At 59.1% G+C, this 17,862-nt stretch carries 17 protein-coding genes and 3 tRNA genes; 19 read left to right on the top strand and 1 reads right to left on the bottom strand.

Translation table 11 applies throughout. The features are described from left to right. Window positions 1–607: 607 nt before the first annotated feature. Window positions 608–683: transfer RNA gene (locus ASG19_RS00465), tRNA-Val, on the bottom strand. Window positions 684–962: 279 nt separating this feature from the next. Between ASG19_RS00465 and ASG19_RS00460 the strand changes: the two genes are divergently transcribed. The 19 genes from ASG19_RS00460 (at window position 963) to ASG19_RS00375 (ending at window position 17,862) form a co-directional block, all read left to right on the top strand. Further along, window positions 963–1,039 (top strand) — tRNA-Asp (locus ASG19_RS00460). Window positions 1,040–1,097: 58 nt separating this feature from the next. Next, window positions 1,098–1,174, top strand: a tRNA-Asp gene (locus ASG19_RS00455). Between the two features lie 375 nt (window positions 1,175–1,549). After that, entirely contained in the window at window positions 1,550–1,915 is a 366-nt protein-coding gene (locus tag ASG19_RS00450) for an NADH-quinone oxidoreductase subunit A (RefSeq protein ID WP_062453237.1), read from the top strand. Continuing rightward, window positions 1,906–2,487, top strand: a complete 582-nt coding sequence (locus ASG19_RS00445) for an NADH-quinone oxidoreductase subunit B (protein ID WP_062453236.1) — start codon at window positions 1,906–1,908, stop codon at window positions 2,485–2,487. The genes ASG19_RS00450 and ASG19_RS00445 overlap by 10 nt, the downstream gene beginning before the upstream one ends. Window positions 2,488–2,505: 18 nt before the next feature. Next, window positions 2,506–3,108 (top strand): NADH-quinone oxidoreductase subunit C, encoded by a 603-nt coding sequence (locus ASG19_RS00440; RefSeq protein ID WP_062454724.1) that lies wholly within the window; start codon window positions 2,506–2,508, stop codon window positions 3,106–3,108. 234 nt (window positions 3,109–3,342) lie between these two features. Further along, on the top strand, window positions 3,343–4,533 hold the full coding sequence (locus ASG19_RS00435) for an NADH-quinone oxidoreductase subunit D (RefSeq protein ID WP_062453235.1): 1,191 nt from the start codon (window positions 3,343–3,345) through the stop codon (window positions 4,531–4,533). Next, the gene (locus ASG19_RS00430) at window positions 4,533–4,781 is read left to right on the top strand and encodes a hypothetical protein (protein ID WP_062453234.1); all 249 of its coding nucleotides are present in this window, start codon (window positions 4,533–4,535) and stop codon (window positions 4,779–4,781) included. Before ASG19_RS00435 ends, ASG19_RS00430 begins: the two co-directional genes overlap by 1 nt. 15 nt (window positions 4,782–4,796) lie before the next feature. Further along, window positions 4,797–5,729: an NADH-quinone oxidoreductase subunit NuoE gene (nuoE, locus tag ASG19_RS00425; protein WP_082476136.1), complete on the top strand. Its 933-nt coding sequence runs from the start codon at window positions 4,797–4,799 to the stop codon at window positions 5,727–5,729. 91 nt (window positions 5,730–5,820) lie between these two features. Further along, window positions 5,821–7,125: an NADH-quinone oxidoreductase subunit NuoF gene (gene nuoF / locus ASG19_RS00420; RefSeq protein WP_062453233.1), complete on the top strand. Its 1,305-nt coding sequence runs from the start codon at window positions 5,821–5,823 to the stop codon at window positions 7,123–7,125. A 15-nt stretch (window positions 7,126–7,140) separates the two neighbouring features. Beyond that, window positions 7,141–7,302: a hypothetical protein gene (locus ASG19_RS23750; protein WP_156466379.1), complete on the top strand. Its 162-nt coding sequence runs from the start codon at window positions 7,141–7,143 to the stop codon at window positions 7,300–7,302. Window positions 7,303–7,358: 56 nt separating this feature from the next. Then, complete coding sequence (nuoG, locus tag ASG19_RS00415) at window positions 7,359–9,440, top strand: NADH-quinone oxidoreductase subunit NuoG (RefSeq protein WP_062453232.1); 2,082 nt, start codon at window positions 7,359–7,361, stop codon at window positions 9,438–9,440. Window positions 9,441–9,447: 7 nt separating this feature from the next. Continuing rightward, window positions 9,448–10,491 carry an NADH-quinone oxidoreductase subunit NuoH gene (nuoH, locus tag ASG19_RS00410; RefSeq protein WP_062454722.1) on the top strand — a complete coding sequence of 348 codons (1,044 nt, stop codon included), beginning with the start codon at window positions 9,448–9,450 and terminating at the stop codon, window positions 10,489–10,491. A gap of 39 nt (window positions 10,492–10,530) precedes the next feature. Next, window positions 10,531–11,019 (top strand): NADH-quinone oxidoreductase subunit NuoI, encoded by a 489-nt coding sequence (nuoI, locus tag ASG19_RS00405; RefSeq protein WP_062453231.1) that lies wholly within the window; start codon window positions 10,531–10,533, stop codon window positions 11,017–11,019. A gap of 139 nt (window positions 11,020–11,158) precedes the next feature. Continuing rightward, complete coding sequence (locus ASG19_RS00400) at window positions 11,159–11,773, top strand: NADH-quinone oxidoreductase subunit J (RefSeq protein WP_062453230.1); 615 nt, start codon at window positions 11,159–11,161, stop codon at window positions 11,771–11,773. A 27-nt stretch (window positions 11,774–11,800) separates the two neighbouring features. Beyond that, window positions 11,801–12,109: an NADH-quinone oxidoreductase subunit NuoK gene (gene nuoK / locus ASG19_RS00395; RefSeq protein ID WP_062453229.1), complete on the top strand. Its 309-nt coding sequence runs from the start codon at window positions 11,801–11,803 to the stop codon at window positions 12,107–12,109. 7 nt (window positions 12,110–12,116) lie between these two features. Next, window positions 12,117–14,117, top strand: a complete 2,001-nt coding sequence (gene nuoL / locus ASG19_RS00390; RefSeq protein WP_062453228.1) for an NADH-quinone oxidoreductase subunit L — start codon at window positions 12,117–12,119, stop codon at window positions 14,115–14,117. Further along, window positions 14,117–15,628, top strand: coding sequence for an NADH-quinone oxidoreductase subunit M (locus ASG19_RS00385; RefSeq protein ID WP_062453227.1), 1,512 nt, complete (start codon window positions 14,117–14,119; stop codon window positions 15,626–15,628). Before nuoL ends, ASG19_RS00385 begins: the two co-directional genes overlap by 1 nt. 18 nt (window positions 15,629–15,646) lie before the next feature. Continuing rightward, window positions 15,647–17,089, top strand: coding sequence for an NADH-quinone oxidoreductase subunit NuoN (gene nuoN / locus ASG19_RS00380; protein ID WP_062453226.1), 1,443 nt, complete (start codon window positions 15,647–15,649; stop codon window positions 17,087–17,089). Between the two features lie 2 nt (window positions 17,090–17,091). Beyond that, entirely contained in the window at window positions 17,092–17,862 is a 771-nt protein-coding gene (locus tag ASG19_RS00375) for a biotin--[acetyl-CoA-carboxylase] ligase (protein WP_062453225.1), read from the top strand.

Below are 17,862 nucleotides of genomic sequence, written 5' to 3'. Positions count from 1 at the left end.
GCAAACGACTCAGCATCTTTGATTGAACCGGTAAGAGCTTCGAGTGCACGAGAGCTTCTGCGCTGTTGCTAAGGCTGCCTCTGCGCGTAGGTCGCCGCGAGTTGCTTGACCCCTTGGCGATATTTGAACAGCTCTATGCCGCCGACGAAGACGGCGCAGCAGGAGAGCAGAATAAAGGCGACAGCGGCAGCTTTCATGGCGGGACAATGGCATGCCGCTCGCCTCTGCGCCAGTCCCGGTTGAAGTGCTGCCGGACAGGCGTACAAAACAGGAGACCGGAGAGTGTTCGCCGGCCGTCCAAATGCTACAACGCGTATAGTCGTGCAGGCCGACAGTCTTTTGCAACCTAGCCCCTCAGCGATGCAAACCACAATTGTGTAGCTCGCCAACGTCATTTGCCCGTGATCGAATAATTGAGACTGGATAACGAATCGGTTGGAACCTGGCGTTGATGTCGCGCAGTATTCTGTCGGAGCGGATGAGCCGCTTAGAGCCGCCGCCTACTTCCGGTCAACGCAATCGTCCAAAAGGCAGTGATGGGCAAACATGTGCCATTATCAGCGAGAGAGCATTCTACGGAAATTATCTGGTAGGGAAGGCCGAAGAATGGTGGGCGATGACGGACTCGAACCGCCGACATCCTCGGTGTAAACGAGGCGCTCTACCAACTGAGCTAATCGCCCCTAAACTGCAGACCGTTTAGTCTGCCGCTTCGGTGGCCGTGATCTATGCGGATCGCGCGAAAACCGCAAGAGCTTTGACGACATTTTTTTGAATTTTCGACAAAATCCGTGGCAGATAAGGGTTCTTAACGACAAACCACGGGCCTCGATGTGGGAAAGTGAGTGGCGTCATTATTTTGTCTTCAAACTTGCTTGACACCTCCCGTCGAACCTCTTAGGAAGCGGCCAACCGAGCAGTCGAGGCTGCCTGGTGAGAGACGAAAGTTTCTGAAGAAATGTGCGGGTGTAGCTCAGTTGGTTAGAGTGCCGGCCTGTCACGCCGGAGGTCGCGGGTTCGAGCCCCGTCACTCGCGCCATTCTTCTTCCTCGAACGTCGTGTCCAAATGATGCGGCGCCGTAAAGTCGGCAATATGCGCGGGTGTAGCTCAGTTGGTTAGAGTGCCGGCCTGTCACGCCGGAGGTCGCGGGTTCGAGCCCCGTCACTCGCGCCATTTACTTTCTTTCCTCCAAACTGATCAAGCGTCTCTATCCTCACCGGGATGGGGAATGATCGGGTCGTCGAACCCACCTGTCGCGCTGAGAGTTGCAACGTCCGTCCGCCGCGCCTCTCGAATCGCTATTCCTGAATGAAACTCCATCGTTAGAAGACCGTCGGCAGACCCTTGGCCGGGAACATGTCGGGTACTGATTTGTTGGCGAACGAACTGGTGTTTTCCAGTGGAGTATTATTGGTAGGTGAGGGGGACTCAAAGGGCTTGCGCCTTTCCTCACGCTGCGCTAGTCACGCCTTGTTGCAATGCACGTACGCTTGTCGAATTCATGTTCGAGCGTCGCCCGGCGCTAAAGGCAAGCAGGGATCGAATATCATGAGTGAACTCCTCACTTCCTACGTCCCGATCGCGATCTTCATCGGTATATCCTTGGTGATCGGTCTGGCGCTTCTCATCGCGCCTTTCGCCGTTGCCTACAAGGCGCCTGATTCGGAAAAGCTTTCTGCCTACGAATGCGGCTTCAATGCCTTCGACGATGCCCGCATGAAGTTCGACATCCGCTTCTATCTCGTGTCGATTCTGTTCATCATTTTCGACCTCGAAGTTGCCTTCCTGTTCCCTTGGGCTGTGTCCTTCGGTGAAATCGGCTGGTTCGGCTTCTGGTCCATGATGGTGTTCCTGGGTGTCCTCACGATCGGCTTTATCTACGAATGGAAAAAAGGAGCGCTGGAATGGGAGTAGTCGATAGCGGCACAACTCTCGTCGCGCCGAAGTCCAAGGGTATTATCGACCCGAATACCGGCAAGCCGATTGGCAGCGACGACGCGTTCTTTGGCGAGATCAACAATGAGCTCGCCGACAAGGGCTTTCTTGTCACGTCGACCGACGAACTGATCAACTGGGCCCGTACGGGCTCGCTGATGTGGATGACGTTCGGTCTGGCCTGCTGCGCCGTCGAAATGATGCAGCTTTCCATGCCGCGTTATGACGTCGAGCGTTTCGGCTTTGCGCCACGCGCTTCGCCGCGCCAGTCGGACGTGATGATCGTGGCGGGAACGCTGACCAACAAGATGGCGCCTGCGCTTCGCAAGGTCTATGACCAGATGCCGGAGCCACGTTACGTCATCTCGATGGGATCATGCGCAAACGGCGGTGGGTATTATCACTATTCCTATTCCGTCGTTCGCGGTTGCGACCGTATCGTGCCGATCGACATCTACGTGCCGGGCTGTCCCCCCACGGCAGAGGCGCTGCTTTACGGCGTGCTCCTGCTGCAGAAGAAGATCCGGCGCACCGGAACGATCGAGCGTTGAGGGCTTGAGGAGGATATGATGACCGAGACCCTGAGCGAGCTTTCGACCTACATTCGCGAATCGCGCTCGTCGCTGGTCGAAGACGCGGTGATGTCCTATGGCGAGCTGAACCTGATTGCCACCAGCGACAACATCATCGAGCTTCTGACCTTCCTGCGTGATGATCCGAAATGCGGTTTCATCAGCTTCATCGATATCTGCGGCGTCGATTATCCGGCCCGTGCGAAGCGTTTCGATGTGGTCTACCATCTGCTGTCGCCTCACCGGAACCTGCGTATCCGGATCAAGGTTGCAACAGGCGAGGACGAACCGGTTCCTTCGGCATTCTCGGTCTATCCGGGCGCCGACTGGTTCGAACGCGAGGCATGGGATCTCTACGGCATCCTGTTTACCGGTCACCCGGATCTTCGCCGGATCCTGACCGATTACGGTTTCGAGGGGCATCCGCTCCGCAAGGACTTCCCGACGACCGGCTTCGTCGAGGTTCGCTACGACGACAGCGTCAAGCGCGTCGTCTACGAACCGGTCGAGCTCCGGCAGGAATTCCGCAACTTCGATTTCCTGTCGCCTTGGGAGGGGACGGATTACGTTCTTCCCGGTGACGAGAAAGCGAAGACCTGACGCGGTTGATTTGGTAATTGCCGGGTTGGGTGGACTTGGTTGAGGGAGCGGGCAGGCGGGTCGATTAGACGTGGTAATGTGATATCGGTCTAAAATATCAGGAGAGAACAGCAACATGGTTGCACTCCCTGAAAGATCGGTTCCTACTGGGTCGGCGTTCGTCTGAATTGATTGACATGACGATGAAGCAGAATTTCGGGCGGTTGCCCATTTTCCAAAGCGCGGAGCGCTGAAATGACGGAACACAACGTCCGGAACTTCAATATCAACTTCGGTCCGCAGCATCCGGCTGCCCACGGCGTTCTGCGTCTGGTGCTGGAACTGGATGGCGAAATCGTCGAGCGTGTCGATCCGCATATCGGCCTCCTGCATCGCGGCACCGAAAAGCTGATCGAGACAAAGACCTATCTGCAGGCCTTGCCCTATTTCGACCGGCTCGATTACGTCGCGCCGATGAACCAGGAGCATGCCTATTCGCTCGCGGTCGAAAAGCTGCTCGGCCTCGAGATCCCGATCCGCGGTCAGCTGATCCGCGTTCTCTATTCGGAAATCGGCCGTATCCTCTCGCATCTTCTCAACGTCACGACCCAGGCCATGGACGTCGGCGCGCTGACGCCGCCGCTCTGGGGCTTCGAAGAACGCGAAAAGCTAATGGTGTTCTATGAGCGCGCCTGCGGCGCCCGCATGCATGCGGCGTACTTCCGTCCGGGCGGCGTCCATCAGGACCTGCCGGTGGAACTGGTCGAAGACATCGGCCAATGGTGCGATGAATTCCCGGCAAAGCTCGACGACATCGACGACCTTCTGACCGGCAACCGTATTTTCAAGCAGCGCAACGTCGATATCGGCGTCGTCAGTCTCGATGATGCATGGGCCTGGGGCTTCTCCGGCGTCATGGTCCGCGGTTCGGGCGCGGCATGGGATCTGCGCAAGTCGCAGCCTTACGAATGCTACGCCGACCTCGACTTCGATATTCCGATCGGCAAGAACGGCGATTGCTACGACCGCTACCTGATCCGCATGATCGAGATGCGCGAATCCTGCAAGATCATGAAGCAGTGCGTCAATCGTCTGCTCAGCGACGCAAAGACCGGCCCAGTGTCTTCGACCGACGGCAAGGTCGTGCCGCCGAAGCGTGGCGAGATGAAGCGTTCGATGGAAGCGCTGATCCACCACTTCAAGCTCTACACCGAAGGCTACCACGTTCCGGCCGGCGAAGTTTACGCGGCCGTCGAAGCGCCCAAGGGCGAGTTCGGCGTTTTCCTGGTCGCCGATGGCACCAACAAGCCCTACCGCTGCAAGATCCGCGCTCCGGGTTATGCACATCTCCAGGCGATGGACTTCATCTGTCGCGGACACCAGCTGGCGGACGTGTCTGCGGTGTTGGGTTCTCTGGACATCGTGTTCGGTGAGGTTGACCGCTGATGAAGCTTCGCGCCGTCGCAGCCGCTGCTCTCGTGCTCTCTGCTCCTGCGGTCTCGCAGGCGCAGGAGGCGCTGTCGAGTGTCAGCGGCGGTTCGGCGTCGATGGCTACGCTCCTGTCCGAGGGATACGAGATCAAGACATCCGTACTCAACGGCACGAAGCTGATCGTGTTCATGCAGAAAGACAAGACGGCCTATGCCTGCGAATTCGTGACACTCACGAGATCGCGGTGCGGGGTCATAAACTGATAAGGCGTTGAAAGCATGTCCGTTCGTCGACTAGCCGAAGAACAGTTCCAGCCGGCAAACTTCTCCTTCAACGAGGAGAATGCGGTCTGGGCAGAGGCAACGATCAGGAAATACCCGGAAGGCCGGCAGCAGTCGGCCGTCATTCCGTTGTTGATGCGTGCGCAGGAGCAGGATGGCTGGGTCACCCGTTCCGCCATCGAGCATATCGCCGCCAAGCTCGACATGGCCTATATCCGCGTTCTCGAAGTCGCGACCTTCTATACCCAGTTCCAGCTGAAGCCGATCGGCACGCGCGCCCATATCCAGGTCTGCGGCACGACGCCTTGCATGCTTCGCGGCTCTGAAGATCTGATCAAGGTCTGTCAGAAGAAGATCCATCACGATCCGCTGCATCTCAATGCTTCCGGCACGCTGTCATGGGAAGAAGTCGAGTGTCAGGGCGCCTGCGTCAACGCACCGATGGTGATCATCTTCAAGGATGCCTACGAGGACCTGACCCCCGAGCGTCTTGAAGAAATCATCGACACGTTCGAGGCAGGCAAGGGCGCCGAGGTCAAGACCGGCCCGCAGATCGACCGTCATGAGTCGGCACCGATCGGTGCTCCAATCACACTGGTCGACGATATCAAGCCTGTTCGCACCAATCTCGAGCCGCAGCCACAGGCTGTGACCGAGGGCGCATCTGTGCCACCGGCAAATGCCGGTCGTCCGAAGGATACGGCGCCTGAGACAGACAAGTCGCTGAAGACGCCGGTCACGGCGCCGAAGGCTGCTGCCGAGAACGTCAAGGTTGCTGAAAAGGGCGAAGGTTCGCCGACGACAACCGAGACGGCGCCAGCAGCGACCGGGAGCAAGGCCGAAGGCGCTCCGGCAGAGCTCGGCGTTCCCTCGGGCGAGACGAAGCCGAAGCGTAGCCGCAAGCCGAAGCCTGAAGGGGAAAGCTCCTGATGATGGGCGCGGCAAAGTTTCGGTCCGTCACTACGGGCATGCTGATGATGACATCCGATGTGATAAAGTCGGTCGAGTAGGTAGATAGATCATGTTGCAAGACCAGGATCGCATTTTCACCAATATCTACGGTCTCAAGGACAAGTCCTTGAAGGGCGCGATGAGCCGTGGCCACTGGGATGGTACGAAGATCATCATCGAGAAGGGCCGGGACTGGATCATCAACGAGATGAAGGCCTCCGGTCTTCGCGGTCGTGGTGGCGCAGGCTTCCCGACCGGCCTCAAGTGGTCCTTCATGCCGAAGGAATCGGATGGTCGCCCGCACTACCTCGTCGTCAATGCCGACGAATCGGAGCCTGGCACCTGCAAGGACCGCGAAATTATGCGCAACGATCCGCATACGCTGATCGAAGGCTGCGTGATTGCCGGTTTCGCCATGAATGCGCACACCGCCTACATCTATGTCCGCGGCGAATATATGCGCGAACGTGAAGACCTGCAGGCGGCGATCGACGAATGCTATGCCGCCGGTCTTCTCGGTGTGAACAACAAGAACGGCTGGGATTTCGACATTTACGTCCATCACGGCGCCGGTGCCTATATCTGCGGCGAAGAGACGGCGCTGCTCGAAAGCCTCGAAGGCAAGAAGGGCCAGCCGCGCCTGAAGCCTCCGTTCCCGGCCAATATGGGTCTCTACGGCTGCCCGACGACCGTCAACAACGTCGAATCGATTGCCGTTGCACCGACCATCCTTCGCCGTGGCGCCACCTGGTTCTCGTCGATTGGTCGCCCGAACAATGTCGGCACCAAGCTGTTCATGGTCTCCGGCCACGTCAACAAGCCCTGCACCTTCGAAGAAGCGATGGGTCTGTCGTTCCGCGAAATCATCGAGCATCACTGTGGCGGTATCCGCGGCGGTTGGGATAACCTTCTCGGCGTCATTCCCGGTGGCGCGTCCTGCCCGATCGTTCGCGGCGAAGACATGGCCGACGCGATCATGGACTTTGACGGCATGCGCGACGTGAAATCGTCGTTCGGCACGGGCGGCATGATCGTCATGGACAAGTCGACCGACGTAATCAAGGCGATCTGGCGCATCGCAGCCTTCTTCAAGCACGAGAGCTGCGGCCAGTGCACGCCGTGCCGCGAAGGCACGGGCTGGATGATGCGCGTTCTCGAGCGCATGGTGCGCGGCAACGCGCAGAAGCGCGAAATCGACATGCTCTTCCAGGTATCAAAGCAGATCGAAGGCCACACGATCTGTGCGCTCGGCGACGCGGCCGCTTGGCCGGTCCAGGGCCTGATCCGTAATTTCCGCCCCGAAATCGAGGCGCGTATCGACCAGTACACGAAGGACTCGACCTCACACGGCGCAGTTCTGGAAGCAGCGGAGTAACCGGACGGCATCTGCTTGAAGGTTGAAAAGAATTCGAAGGACAAAGGTGTTGGCGGGCTTGCCGCGATCGCCGCTTGGTCCGAAACAGATATTGCCCGGTTCGAAGACGACTTGGGTTTCGATGGGCGCATTTCGCGGGACGACTGGGTCGGCCAGGCGCGGGCGCTGTTGAAGTAAGGAATGTGTCCCTCGGCGAGACGGCTGATGGATGAACTGAGGACGTAGTTAAGACGATGACGAAGCTGAAGGTAGACGGCAAGGAAATCGAAGTCCCGGATCATTTCACGCTGCTTCAGGCGTGTGAGGAAGCCGGCGCCGAAATCCCGCGCTTTTGTTTCCACGAGCGTCTGTCCGTGGCAGGCAACTGTCGCATGTGCCTGATCGAGGTAAAGGGTGGCCCGCCAAAGCCGGCGGCATCCTGCGCGATGGGCGTGCGCGATATTCGCGGCGGCCCGAATGGCGAACTGCCGGAAGTCTTCACCAACACGCCGATGGTCAAGAAGGCCCGCGAAGGCGTGATGGAATTCCTTCTGATCAACCATCCGCTGGATTGCCCGATTTGCGACCAGGGTGGCGAATGCGACCTGCAGGATCAGGCGATGGCCTTCGGCATCGATAGCTCGCGCTACACCGAAAACAAGCGCGCCGTCGAAGACAAGTATATCGGCCCGCTCGTCAAGACCGTGATGAACCGCTGCATTCACTGCACGCGCTGCGTCCGCTTCACGACCGAAGTCGGCGGCATTTCTGAGCTTGGTCTTATCGGCCGCGGTGAAGATGCCGAAATCACGACCTATCTCGAGCACGCGATGACCTCGGAGCTTCAGGGCAACGTTGTCGATCTCTGCCCCGTCGGTGCGCTCACCTCCAAGCCGTTCGCCTTCACGGCCCGTCCTTGGGAACTGAACAAGACCGAATCGATCGACGTCATGGATGCCGTCGGCTCCGCAATCCGCGTCGACACCCGCGGCCGCGAAGTGATGCGCATCATGCCGCGCGTCAACGAGCAGGTGAACGAAGAGTGGATCTCGGACAAGACCCGCTTCATCTGGGACGGTCTGAAAACCCAGCGCCTCGATCGCCCTTATGTCCGCAAGGACGGCCGTCTGCAGGCTGCAAGCTGGGCCGAAGCCTTCGCAGCGATCAAGACCGCTGTTTCCGCGACATCAGGGGACAAGATCGGCGCAATTGCCGGCGATCTGGCTTCGGTCGAGGAAATGTACGCGCTGAAGTCGCTGATGAACTCGCTCGGTTCGGAAAACCTCGATTGTCGCCAGGACGGGACGGCGCTCGATCCGTCGCTTGGTCGCGGCAGCTACATCTTCAACCCGACCATCGAAGGCATCGAACAGGCCGGTGGCTTGCTCCTGATCGGCGCCAACCCGCGCTATGAAGCTTCGGTTCTGAACGCCCGCATTCGCAAGCGTTTCCGTCGCGGCAACTTCCCGATCGGCGTGATCGGCGAAGTAAGCGAACTCCGCTACGCCTATGATTATCTCGGCGCCGGCCCGGACTCGCTTGCCGAGCTTTCGTCGGGCAGCAACAGCTTTGCCGAAAAGCTGCGCGGCGTGAAGAACCCGATGATCATCGTAGGGCAGGGGGCTCTGTCCCGTCCGGATGGTCTCGCCATCCTTCAGGCAGCTGCAAAGCTTGCCGGTTCCGTTGGCGCGCTGACGGAAGAGTGGAACGGTTTCGGCGTGCTGCACACCGCAGCATCGCGCGTCGGTGGCCTCGATCTCGGCTTCGTGCCGGGTGCCAAGGGTGCAAATGCCGCGACCATGCTGAAGTCGATGGACGTTCTCTTCCTGCTTGGCGCCGACGAGATGGAATTCTCGACGAAATACGCCAAGTTCACCGTCTATATCGGCAGCCACGGCGATAACGGCGCGCATACCGCCGACGTCATCCTGCCGGCCGCGACCTACACGGAAAAGTCCGGAACCTGGGTCAACACCGAAGGCCGTGTCCAGATGGGCAACCGTGCCGGCTTCGCGCCGGGCGAAGCCCGCGAGGATTGGGCAATCATCCGCGCCCTGTCAGACGTGCTGGGCAAGAAGCTGCCGTTCGATTCGCTTTATGCTCTGCGTGCGAAGCTTTATGCGGATCACCCGCATTTTGCGGATCTCGACGAGATCGCGGCCGGATCGGTCAATGACATCGCCACCCTCGGCCTGAAATCCGGTGAACTTTCAAAGGGCGGCTTCACGACGCCGATCAAGGATTTCTATCTGACCAACCCGATCGCCCGCGCATCTGCCGTCATGGCGGAGTGCTCGGCACTGGCCCGCAACAATTTCCAGGTTGCGGCGGAGTAATATGAACATGGATTCGTTCTTCTGGACCTACGTTTGGCCGGCACTGATCATGGTTGGGCAGTCTCTTCTGCTCCTGGTCTGCCTTCTGGTCTTCATTGCCTATATCCTTCTCGCCGACCGCAAGATCTGGGCGGCCGTTCAGCTGCGCCGTGGTCCGAACGTCGTTGGTCCGTTCGGTCTGTTCCAGTCCTTCGCCGACCTTTTGAAGTTCATCCTGAAGGAGCCGATCATTCCGGCTGGCGCCAACAAAGGCGTCTTCCTTCTGGCTCCACTGATTTCGGTGACGCTGGCGCTGGCTACCTGGGCGGTCATTCCGTTCAGCCAGAACTGGGTTATCGCCAACATCAATGTCGGTATCCTCTACGTCTTCGCGATCTCGTCGCTCGAAGTCTACGGCATCATCATGGCGGGCTGGGCATCGAACTCGAAGTACCCGTTCCTCGGCGCACTTCGCTCCGCGGCGCAGATGGTGTCTTATGAAGTCTCGATCGGCTTCGTCATCGTCTCGGTCCTGCTCTGCGTCGGCTCGCTCAACCTGACCGACATCGTCAATGCACAGCATGACGGTCTCGGCACGATGATGGGTCTGCCGGCTTCGTTCCTCGACTGGCACTGGCTGGCGCTGTTCCCGATGTTCGTGATCTTCTTCATCTCGGCGCTTGCAGAAACCAACCGTCCCCCGTTCGATTTGCCGGAAGCGGAATCCGAACTTGTCGCCGGTTACATGGTCGAGTATTCGTCAGCGCCATACATGATGCTGATGCTCGGCGAATATGCCGCCATCCTGATGATGTGCTCGCTGACCACTATTCTTTTCCTCGGAGGCTGGCTGCCGCCGGTAGACGTCTGGTTCCTCAACTGGGTTCCCGGCATCATCTGGTTCATGCTGAAAGGCTCCATGGTCTTCTTCATGTTCGCTATGGTGAAGGCCTTCGTACCGCGCTATCGCTACGACCAACTCATGCGTCTCGGCTGGAAGGTGTTTCTGCCTCTGTCGCTCGCCATGGTCGTGATCGTTGCATTCGTGCTGAAACTGATGGGATGGGCATGATCATGGCCCGTTCGTCACTCGGCATCATTGGAGAATAAGATGGCTATTACCCAGGCTATCAACTCGCTGTTCCTGAAGGAATTCGTCGGCGCCTTCTTCCTGTCGATGAGGTATTTCTTCAAGCAGAAGGCGACGATCAACTACCCGTTCGAAAAGGGCCCGGTCTCGCCGCGCTTCCGTGGCGAACATGCACTGCGCCGCTATCCGAACGGCGAAGAGCGTTGCATCGCCTGCAAGCTGTGCGAGGCGATCTGTCCCGCCCAGGCGATCACGATCGAAGCCGGCCCGCGCCGTAACGACGGCACCCGCCGCACGGTGCGTTACGATATCGACATGGTGAAGTGCATCTACTGCGGCTTCTGCCAGGAAGCCTGCCCGGTCGATGCGATCGTCGAAGGTCCGAATTTCGAATTCTCGACGGAAACCCGCGAAGAACTGTATTTCGACAAGGCACGTCTTCTCGAAAACGGCGATCGTTGGGAGCGTGAAATTGCGCGCAACATCGGGATCGACTCGCCCTACCGGTAACGGGGCGAGCATGCCGTCGCTCTGATCGGGCGCCGGGCAAGCATTGGTCATTTAATCTCGGTGCGTTCGAAGCGCCGGGTTCTGACGGGCAGGGGGCTTTTTGGAAGCGCCGCCCGATGAGGAACGAAAAGGCACCACGATGGGTCTGCAGGCTATCTTTTTCTACATCTTCGCGTTCATCGCGGTGGCGTCGGCGTTCATGGTCATCTCGGCCAAGAACCCGGTCCATTCGGTGCTCTTCCTCATCCTCACCTTCTTCAATTCGGCGGGCCTGTTCCTGCTGACCGGGGCCGAGTTCCTGGCGATGATCCTGCTCGTCGTCTATATCGGCGCGGTCGCGGTTCTCTTCCTGTTCGTCGTCATGATGCTCGACATCGATTTTGCCGAACTGCGTTCCGGTATCCTCCAGTACGCGCCGATCGGCATCGTCATCGGGCTGATCCTCGCGGCTGAACTGATCGTCGTGATCGGCGGCTCGGTTCTGGCACCGGAGGCGGCCAAATCCATCACGATGCCGATCCCGAACCCTGCCGTGCGCACCAACACGGCCGCTCTCGGCGATGTGCTCTATACGAATTACGTCTATTTCTTCCAGCTCGCCGGCATGGTGCTTCTGGTCGCAATGATCGGCGCCATCGTGCTGACGCTGCGCCATCGCACCAACGTCAAGCGTCAGGATATTTCGAGGCAGGTCGCACGCACGCCGGAAACCGCCGTCGAGGTGGTCAAGGTCAAGTCCGGCCAGGGTCTCTGAAGGTAGCGGGAACAAGGAACAACAAACATGGAAATCGGTCTTTCCCACTATCTCACGGTCAGCGCCATCCTGTTCACGCTCGGCGTGTTCGGTATCTTCCTGAACCGCAAGAACGTCATCATCATCCTGATGTCGGTCGAGCTTATCCTGCTCGCGGTCAACCTCAACATGGTGGCCTTCTCGTCCTTCCTGAACGACATCGTCGGACAGGTGTTCGCACTGTTCATTCTGACCGTCGCTGCTGCGGAAGCCGCCATCGGTCTTGCAATTCTCGTCGTCTTCTACCGCAACCGCGGCTCGATCGCGGTCGAAGACGTCAATATGATGAAGGGCTGATCGGGTCATGATCTACAAGGCAATCGTCTTTCTTCCCCTGATCGGCTTCCTGATCGCCGGCCTGTTCGGCCGCCAGATCGGTGCCAAGGCTTCCGAATACGTCACCAGCGGTCTGATGATCATCGCGGCGATCCTCTCCTGGATCGTCTTCTTCAACGTGGCTCTTCACCACGGCGAAGCCGGCGAAGTCATCAAGGTTCCGGTAATGCAGTGGATGCAGTCCGGCGGCATCGACGTCGAGTGGTCGTTCCGCATCGATACGCTGAGCGCGATCATGTTCGTCGTCGTCAACTCCGTGTCGACGCTCGTGCATATCTACTCGATCGGCTACATGCACCACGATCCGCATCGCCCGCGGTTCTTCGCCTACCTGTCGCTGTTCACCTTTGCGATGTTGATGCTGATCACGTCCGACAACCTGGCCCAGATGTTCTTCGGCTGGGAAGGCGTGGGTCTCGCATCCTATCTGCTGATCGGCTTCTGGTACAAGAAGCCGTCCGCTTCGGCTGCTGCCATGAAGGCGTTCATCGTCAACCGCGTCGGCGACTTCGGCTTCATTCTCGGCATTGCCGGCCTGTTCGTGCTGTTCGGCTCTATCAGCTTTGAAACCATCTTTGCCGCTGCTGCCAACTACCTGCCAGCTGAAGGCGCACCGGAAGCGACGCAGGTCGTTGCCAACATCTTCGGCATGGAACTGACACGGGCGACAGCACTCACCGTCGTCTGCCTGCTTCTGTTCATGGGCGCCATGGGCAAGTCGGCGCAGTTCCTGCTGCACACCTGGTTGCCGGACGCGATGGAAGGCCCGACCCCGGTCTCGGCCCTCATTCACGCAGCAACCATGGTCACCGCCGGCGTCTTCCTCGTCGCCCGCATGTCGCCGGTGTTTGAACTGTCGCCAGATGCGCTGACCATCGTCACCATCATCGGTGCGATCACCGCTTTCTTCGCGGCAACCGTCGGCCTCGTGCAGAACGACATCAAGCGCGTCATCGCTTATTCGACCTGTTCGCAGCTCGGCTACATGTTCGTGGCACTCGGCGTCGGCGCTTATGGTGCTGCCGTATTCCACCTGTTCACGCATGCCTTCTTCAAGGCACTCCTGTTCCTCTGCGCCGGCTCGGTCATCCATGCCGTCGATGGCGAACAGGACATGCGCCACATGGGCGGCCTGCGCAGCCACATCAAGCTGACCTTCGCCATGATGCTGATCGGCACGCTTGCCATCACCGGCGTCGGCATTCCGTTCACGCCGATCGGTTTTGCAGGCTTCTTCTCGAAGGACTTCATCATCGAGGCAACCTACGCGTCCCATTCGCCGGTTGCAGGCTTTGCCTTCACTCTGCTGGTCATTGCAGCGATGTTCACGAGCTTCTATTCGTGGCGCCTGATCTTCCTCACCTTCTTCGGCAAGCCGCGTGCGAGCCATGAAGTGATGCATCACGTCCATGAGAGCCCCAACGTCATGCTGGTGCCGCTCTACATCCTGGCAGCCGGCGCAGTGCTCGCTGGTGTCGTGTTCAAGGAATTCTTCTACGGCCACGACTACGACGCCTTCTGGAAGGGCGCGCTGTTCACGTCCGAGCAGAACGAACTGCTACACGAGTTCCACCACGTGCCGGCACTGGTGGCGCTGTCGCCATTCATCGCCATGCTGATCGGTTTTGTCACCGCCTGGTACTTCTACATCAAGTCGCCGGAAACCCCGAAGCGTCTCGCCGCTTCGCAGCAGGGCCTCTACCAGTTCCTGCTGAACAAGTGGTATTTCGACGAACTCTACGACTTCCTCTTCGTCCGCTCGGCCAAGGCTCTCGGCCGCTTCCTGTGGAAGAAGGGTGACGTCGCCGTCATCGATAACTACGGCCCCAACGGCGTCGCCGCCCGCGTGGTCGATATCACCGACCGGGTGGTCAAGCTGCAGTCCGGTTACCTTTATCACTACGCGTTCGCGATGCTGATCGGCGTCGCCGCCCTCGTCACATGGATGATGCTCGGGAGCTCAATGTAATGACCGACTGGCCAATTCTCTCGACGGTCACCTTCCTGCCGCTGGTCGGCGTTCTCCTCCTCTTGCTGACAAACGGCGAGGGGGCGAACGGTCGCCGCAACGTGCTCAACATCGCGCTCCTGACGACGGTCGTCACCTTTATCGTCTCTCTGTTCATCTGGATCGGTTTCGACAATTCGAACCCGGGCTTCCAGATGGTCGAAAAGCATGAGTGGCTGAGCACGGGGATTTCCTATCATCTCGGCGTCGACGGCATTTCCATGTTGTTCGTCATCCTGACGACATTCCTGATGCCGTTCTGCGTGCTTGCCAGCTGGGAAGCGATCGAGAAGCGCATCAAGGAATACATGATTGCCTTCCTGCTTCTGCAGGTGGCCATGACCGGCGTCTTCGTCGGCCTCGATATCGTTCTTTTCTACATCTTCTTCGAAGCGACGCTGATTCCGATGTTCATCATCATCGGCGTCTGGGGCGGCAAGGATCGCGTCTACGCCTCCTACAAGCTGTTCCTCTATACGCTGCTTGGTTCGGTTCTGATGATGCTGGCCGTGATGGCCATGTACTGGCAGGCCGGCACGACCGATATGACCGAGCTTCTGAAGTTCGGCTTCCCGGCCGGCGTTCAGACCTGGCTGTGGCTTGCATGCTTTGCAGCCTTCGCGGTCAAGATGCCGATGTGGCCGGTCCACACCTGGCTTCCGGATGCGCACGTTCAGGCTCCGACCGCAGGTTCGGTCATCCTGGCCGGCGTCATGCTGAAGCTCGGCGGCTACGGCATGATCCGTATCCTCTTGCAGATGTTCCCGCTGGCATCCGAGTACTTCGCGCCGATGGTGTTCGCGCTGTCCGTCATTGCCATCATCTACACCTCACTGGTGGCGATGATGCAGGACGACATCAAGAAGCTGATCGCCTATTCGTCGGTTGCCCATATGGGCTACGTCACGATGGGCATCTTTGCGGCAAACCAGCAGGGCGTTCAGGGTGCGATCTTCCAGATGCTGTCGCATGGCATCGTTTCCGGCGCGCTCTTCCTCTGCGTCGGTGTTGTCTATGACCGCCTCCATACCCGCGAGATCTCGGCTTACGGCGGTCTCGTCAACAACATGCCGAAATATGCCGTCGCCTTCATGATCCTCACCATGGCGAATGTCGGTCTTCCGGGAACGTCCGGCTTCGTCGGCGAATTCCTGACGATCATGGGCGTCTTCCGGGTCAACACCTGGGTGGCACTGTTTGCCGCTACCGGCGTCATCCTTTCCGCGTCCTATGCGCTCTGGCTTTATCGCCGGGTCATTTTCGGGGCACTGGAAAAGGAAAAGCTGAAGGCACTTCTCGACCTTTCGACGCGCGAGAAGTTCCTGCTCTACCCACTGGTCGCGCTCACGATTTTCTACGGTTTCTATCCAATGCCGGTCCTCAACGCGACCGCAGCCTCGGTGGATCTCGTGGTGAACAATTACTCCGCAGCCTTGGCCGCAGCAAAGAACCTTGCACTCAACGTGCACTGAGACGGGACGAAACTGGACATGACCGCTGAACTCTTGAGCCAAAGCCTGCGTCTGGCCCTGCCGGAAGTTATCCTGGCCGTAGGCGCGCTCGCCCTTCTGATGATTGGCGTCTTCTCCGGCGAAAAATCCGCCCCGCTGGTCACCGGTCTTGCGATCGCCCTTCTGGCGGTCGTAGGCGCCATGCTGGTCTTCATGACCGGCGACGGTCAGGCTTTTGGCGGCGCCTTCGTATCGGATACGTTTGCCCGCTTCATGAAGATCCTGGCACTGATCGGATCGATCACCGCCATGGTTATGTCCATGGGGCAGGCCAAGGCGCTGGAACTCGACAAGTTCGAATTTCCGGTTCTCCTGGTGCTTGCAACGCTCGGCATGATGGTGCTGATCTCGGCCAACGACCTCATCGCCTTCTATCTCGGCCTCGAACTGATGTCGTTGGCGCTCTATGTCGTCGCTGCCTTCAGCCGCGACAACCTCCGCTCCACGGAAGCGGGCCTGAAGTACTTCGTCCTCGGCGCCCTGTCGTCGGGCATGATGCTTTACGGCATGTCGCTGGTCTACGGCTTCACTGGCAATACCGGCTTCGACGAAATCGCCACCGTTTTGTCGTCTGAAGAGCGCGGCCTCGGGCTCATCTTCGGCATGGTCTTCATCCTTGCCGGCGCCTGCTTCAAGATCTCCGCCGTGCCGTTCCACATGTGGACGCCGGACGTATATGAAGGTGCACCGACACCGGTGACCGCCTTCTTCGCATCGGCGCCCAAGGTTGCGGCCATGGCAATCCTCGTCCGCGTCGTCTCGGAAGCCTTCCTGCCGATCCTTTCCGATTGGCGCCAGATCATCGTCTTCGTGGCGATCGCATCGATGCTGCTCGGTTCCTTCGCGGCTATCGGTCAGAAGAACATCAAGCGCCTGATGGCCTATTCCTCGATCGGCCACATGGGCTACGCACTGGTTGGCCTTTCGGCCGGCACGGAAACCGGCGTTTCCGGCGTCGTGCTCTACATGACCATCTACATGGTGATGACGCTCGGCACCTTCGCCTGCATCATGGCGATGCGCCGCGAAGACGGTACCTATGTCGAAACCGTGGAAGATCTCGCAGGTCTTTCCTCCACCAAGCCCTTCATGGCGCTGGTGCTGACGGCGCTGATGTTCTCAATGGCCGGCATTCCGCCGCTGGCGGGCTTCTTTGCCAAGTACTTCGTCTTCGTCGCGGCGATCGAGGCTAAGCTCTATGCGCTGGCAATCATCGGCGTGCTCTCTTCCGTCGTCGGCGCCTACTACTACCTGCGCATCGTCAAGCTGATGTGGTTTGATGAGCCGAAGGGTCAGTTCGCCCGTGTCTCCGGCGAACTGCGTCTGATCTTCGGCCTGTCCGGCCTGTTCGTCGTCGCCTATGTGCTGATCGGTGGACCGATCGGCTCAGCCGCCAGCGCTGCTGCGAAGTCGTTCTTCTGAGGATGACGTTGAGGAGCCGAAGCCTATCGCTCAATGCGTTTCGTCATGAAGCGCTGAACGAGGTCGGCTCCACCAACACAGAATGCCTCGCCCGCGCCCGTGCGGGCGAAGCCGGTTTGTTGTGGTTGACAGCTACCCGCCAGACAGACGGCCGTGGCCGCCGCGGCCGCGCCTGGACGTCAGAGCCGGGCAATCTCTATGCCTCACTGCTGCTGATCGATCCGGCGCCACCAGAGCGCCTCTCGTCGCTTCCGCTTGCTGTCGCCGTCGCTGTTCACGCCGCCCTGCGGGCCGTTCTTCCCACCGATGGAGCGCCGCTCGAGGTCAAATGGCCTAACGATATCCTGATCGGACGCAAGAAAACCTGCGGCATCCTTATTGAAAGCGAAGCACTTCCGGGCGGCCACCGTGCGCTGGTGATTGGCATCGGCATCAATATTCGCCACATGCCCGATAGCGCACCCTACGGTGTTACACGTCTACACGACCAAGGGTCTTCTGCGTCGCCAGAGGATGTATTCGCACATCTTTTCAGGGAGATGGCGACAGTTCTGGAGGAATGGGACGAGGGTCGGGGTATTACCACAGTCGTCGACCGATGGCGCCGCGTCGCATGCGGAATTGGTGAGAAAATTACGGTAAATCTACCTGAGCGCTCGCTAAACGGCACATTCGCAGGTATCGATGACACTGGATTTCTGCTGCTTGATACCGGCCATGGCTCTTTGATGCCGATCGCAGCAGGCGATGTATTTTTTGCAAGAACGGAATAA

The organism is Rhizobium sp. Leaf306 (genome assembly GCF_001423425.1).
In the GTDB taxonomy this organism is placed as follows: Bacteria; Pseudomonadota; Alphaproteobacteria; order Rhizobiales; family Rhizobiaceae; genus Neorhizobium; species Neorhizobium soli.
This window is presented reverse-complemented; position numbering and strand designations above follow the sequence as displayed.

What these genes read in the sequence shown, in the direction of transcription:
- ASG19_RS00450 (WP_062453237.1), top strand. Translation starts at nt 1,550, where the DNA reads ATGAGTGAACTCCTCACTTCCTACGTCCCGATCGCGATCTTCATCGGT.
- ASG19_RS00445 (WP_062453236.1), top strand. Translation starts at nt 1,906, where the DNA reads ATGGGAGTAGTCGATAGCGGCACAACTCTCGTCGCGCCGAAGTCCAAG.
- ASG19_RS00440 (WP_062454724.1), top strand. Translation starts at nt 2,506, where the DNA reads ATGACCGAGACCCTGAGCGAGCTTTCGACCTACATTCGCGAATCGCGC.
- ASG19_RS00435 (WP_062453235.1), top strand. Translation starts at nt 3,343, where the DNA reads ATGACGGAACACAACGTCCGGAACTTCAATATCAACTTCGGTCCGCAG.
- ASG19_RS00430 (WP_062453234.1), top strand. Translation starts at nt 4,533, where the DNA reads ATGAAGCTTCGCGCCGTCGCAGCCGCTGCTCTCGTGCTCTCTGCTCCT.
- nuoE (WP_082476136.1), top strand. Translation starts at nt 4,797, where the DNA reads ATGTCCGTTCGTCGACTAGCCGAAGAACAGTTCCAGCCGGCAAACTTC.
- nuoF (WP_062453233.1), top strand. Translation starts at nt 5,821, where the DNA reads ATGTTGCAAGACCAGGATCGCATTTTCACCAATATCTACGGTCTCAAG.
- nuoG (WP_062453232.1), top strand. Translation starts at nt 7,359, where the DNA reads ATGACGAAGCTGAAGGTAGACGGCAAGGAAATCGAAGTCCCGGATCAT.
- nuoH (WP_062454722.1), top strand. Translation starts at nt 9,448, where the DNA reads ATGGATTCGTTCTTCTGGACCTACGTTTGGCCGGCACTGATCATGGTT.
- nuoI (WP_062453231.1), top strand. Translation starts at nt 10,531, where the DNA reads ATGGCTATTACCCAGGCTATCAACTCGCTGTTCCTGAAGGAATTCGTC.
- ASG19_RS00400 (WP_062453230.1), top strand. Translation starts at nt 11,159, where the DNA reads ATGGGTCTGCAGGCTATCTTTTTCTACATCTTCGCGTTCATCGCGGTG.
- nuoK (WP_062453229.1), top strand. Translation starts at nt 11,801, where the DNA reads ATGGAAATCGGTCTTTCCCACTATCTCACGGTCAGCGCCATCCTGTTC.
- nuoL (WP_062453228.1), top strand. Translation starts at nt 12,117, where the DNA reads ATGATCTACAAGGCAATCGTCTTTCTTCCCCTGATCGGCTTCCTGATC.
- ASG19_RS00385 (WP_062453227.1), top strand. Translation starts at nt 14,117, where the DNA reads ATGACCGACTGGCCAATTCTCTCGACGGTCACCTTCCTGCCGCTGGTC.
- nuoN (WP_062453226.1), top strand. Translation starts at nt 15,647, where the DNA reads ATGACCGCTGAACTCTTGAGCCAAAGCCTGCGTCTGGCCCTGCCGGAA.
- ASG19_RS00375 (WP_062453225.1), top strand. Translation starts at nt 17,092, where the DNA reads ATGACGTTGAGGAGCCGAAGCCTATCGCTCAATGCGTTTCGTCATGAA.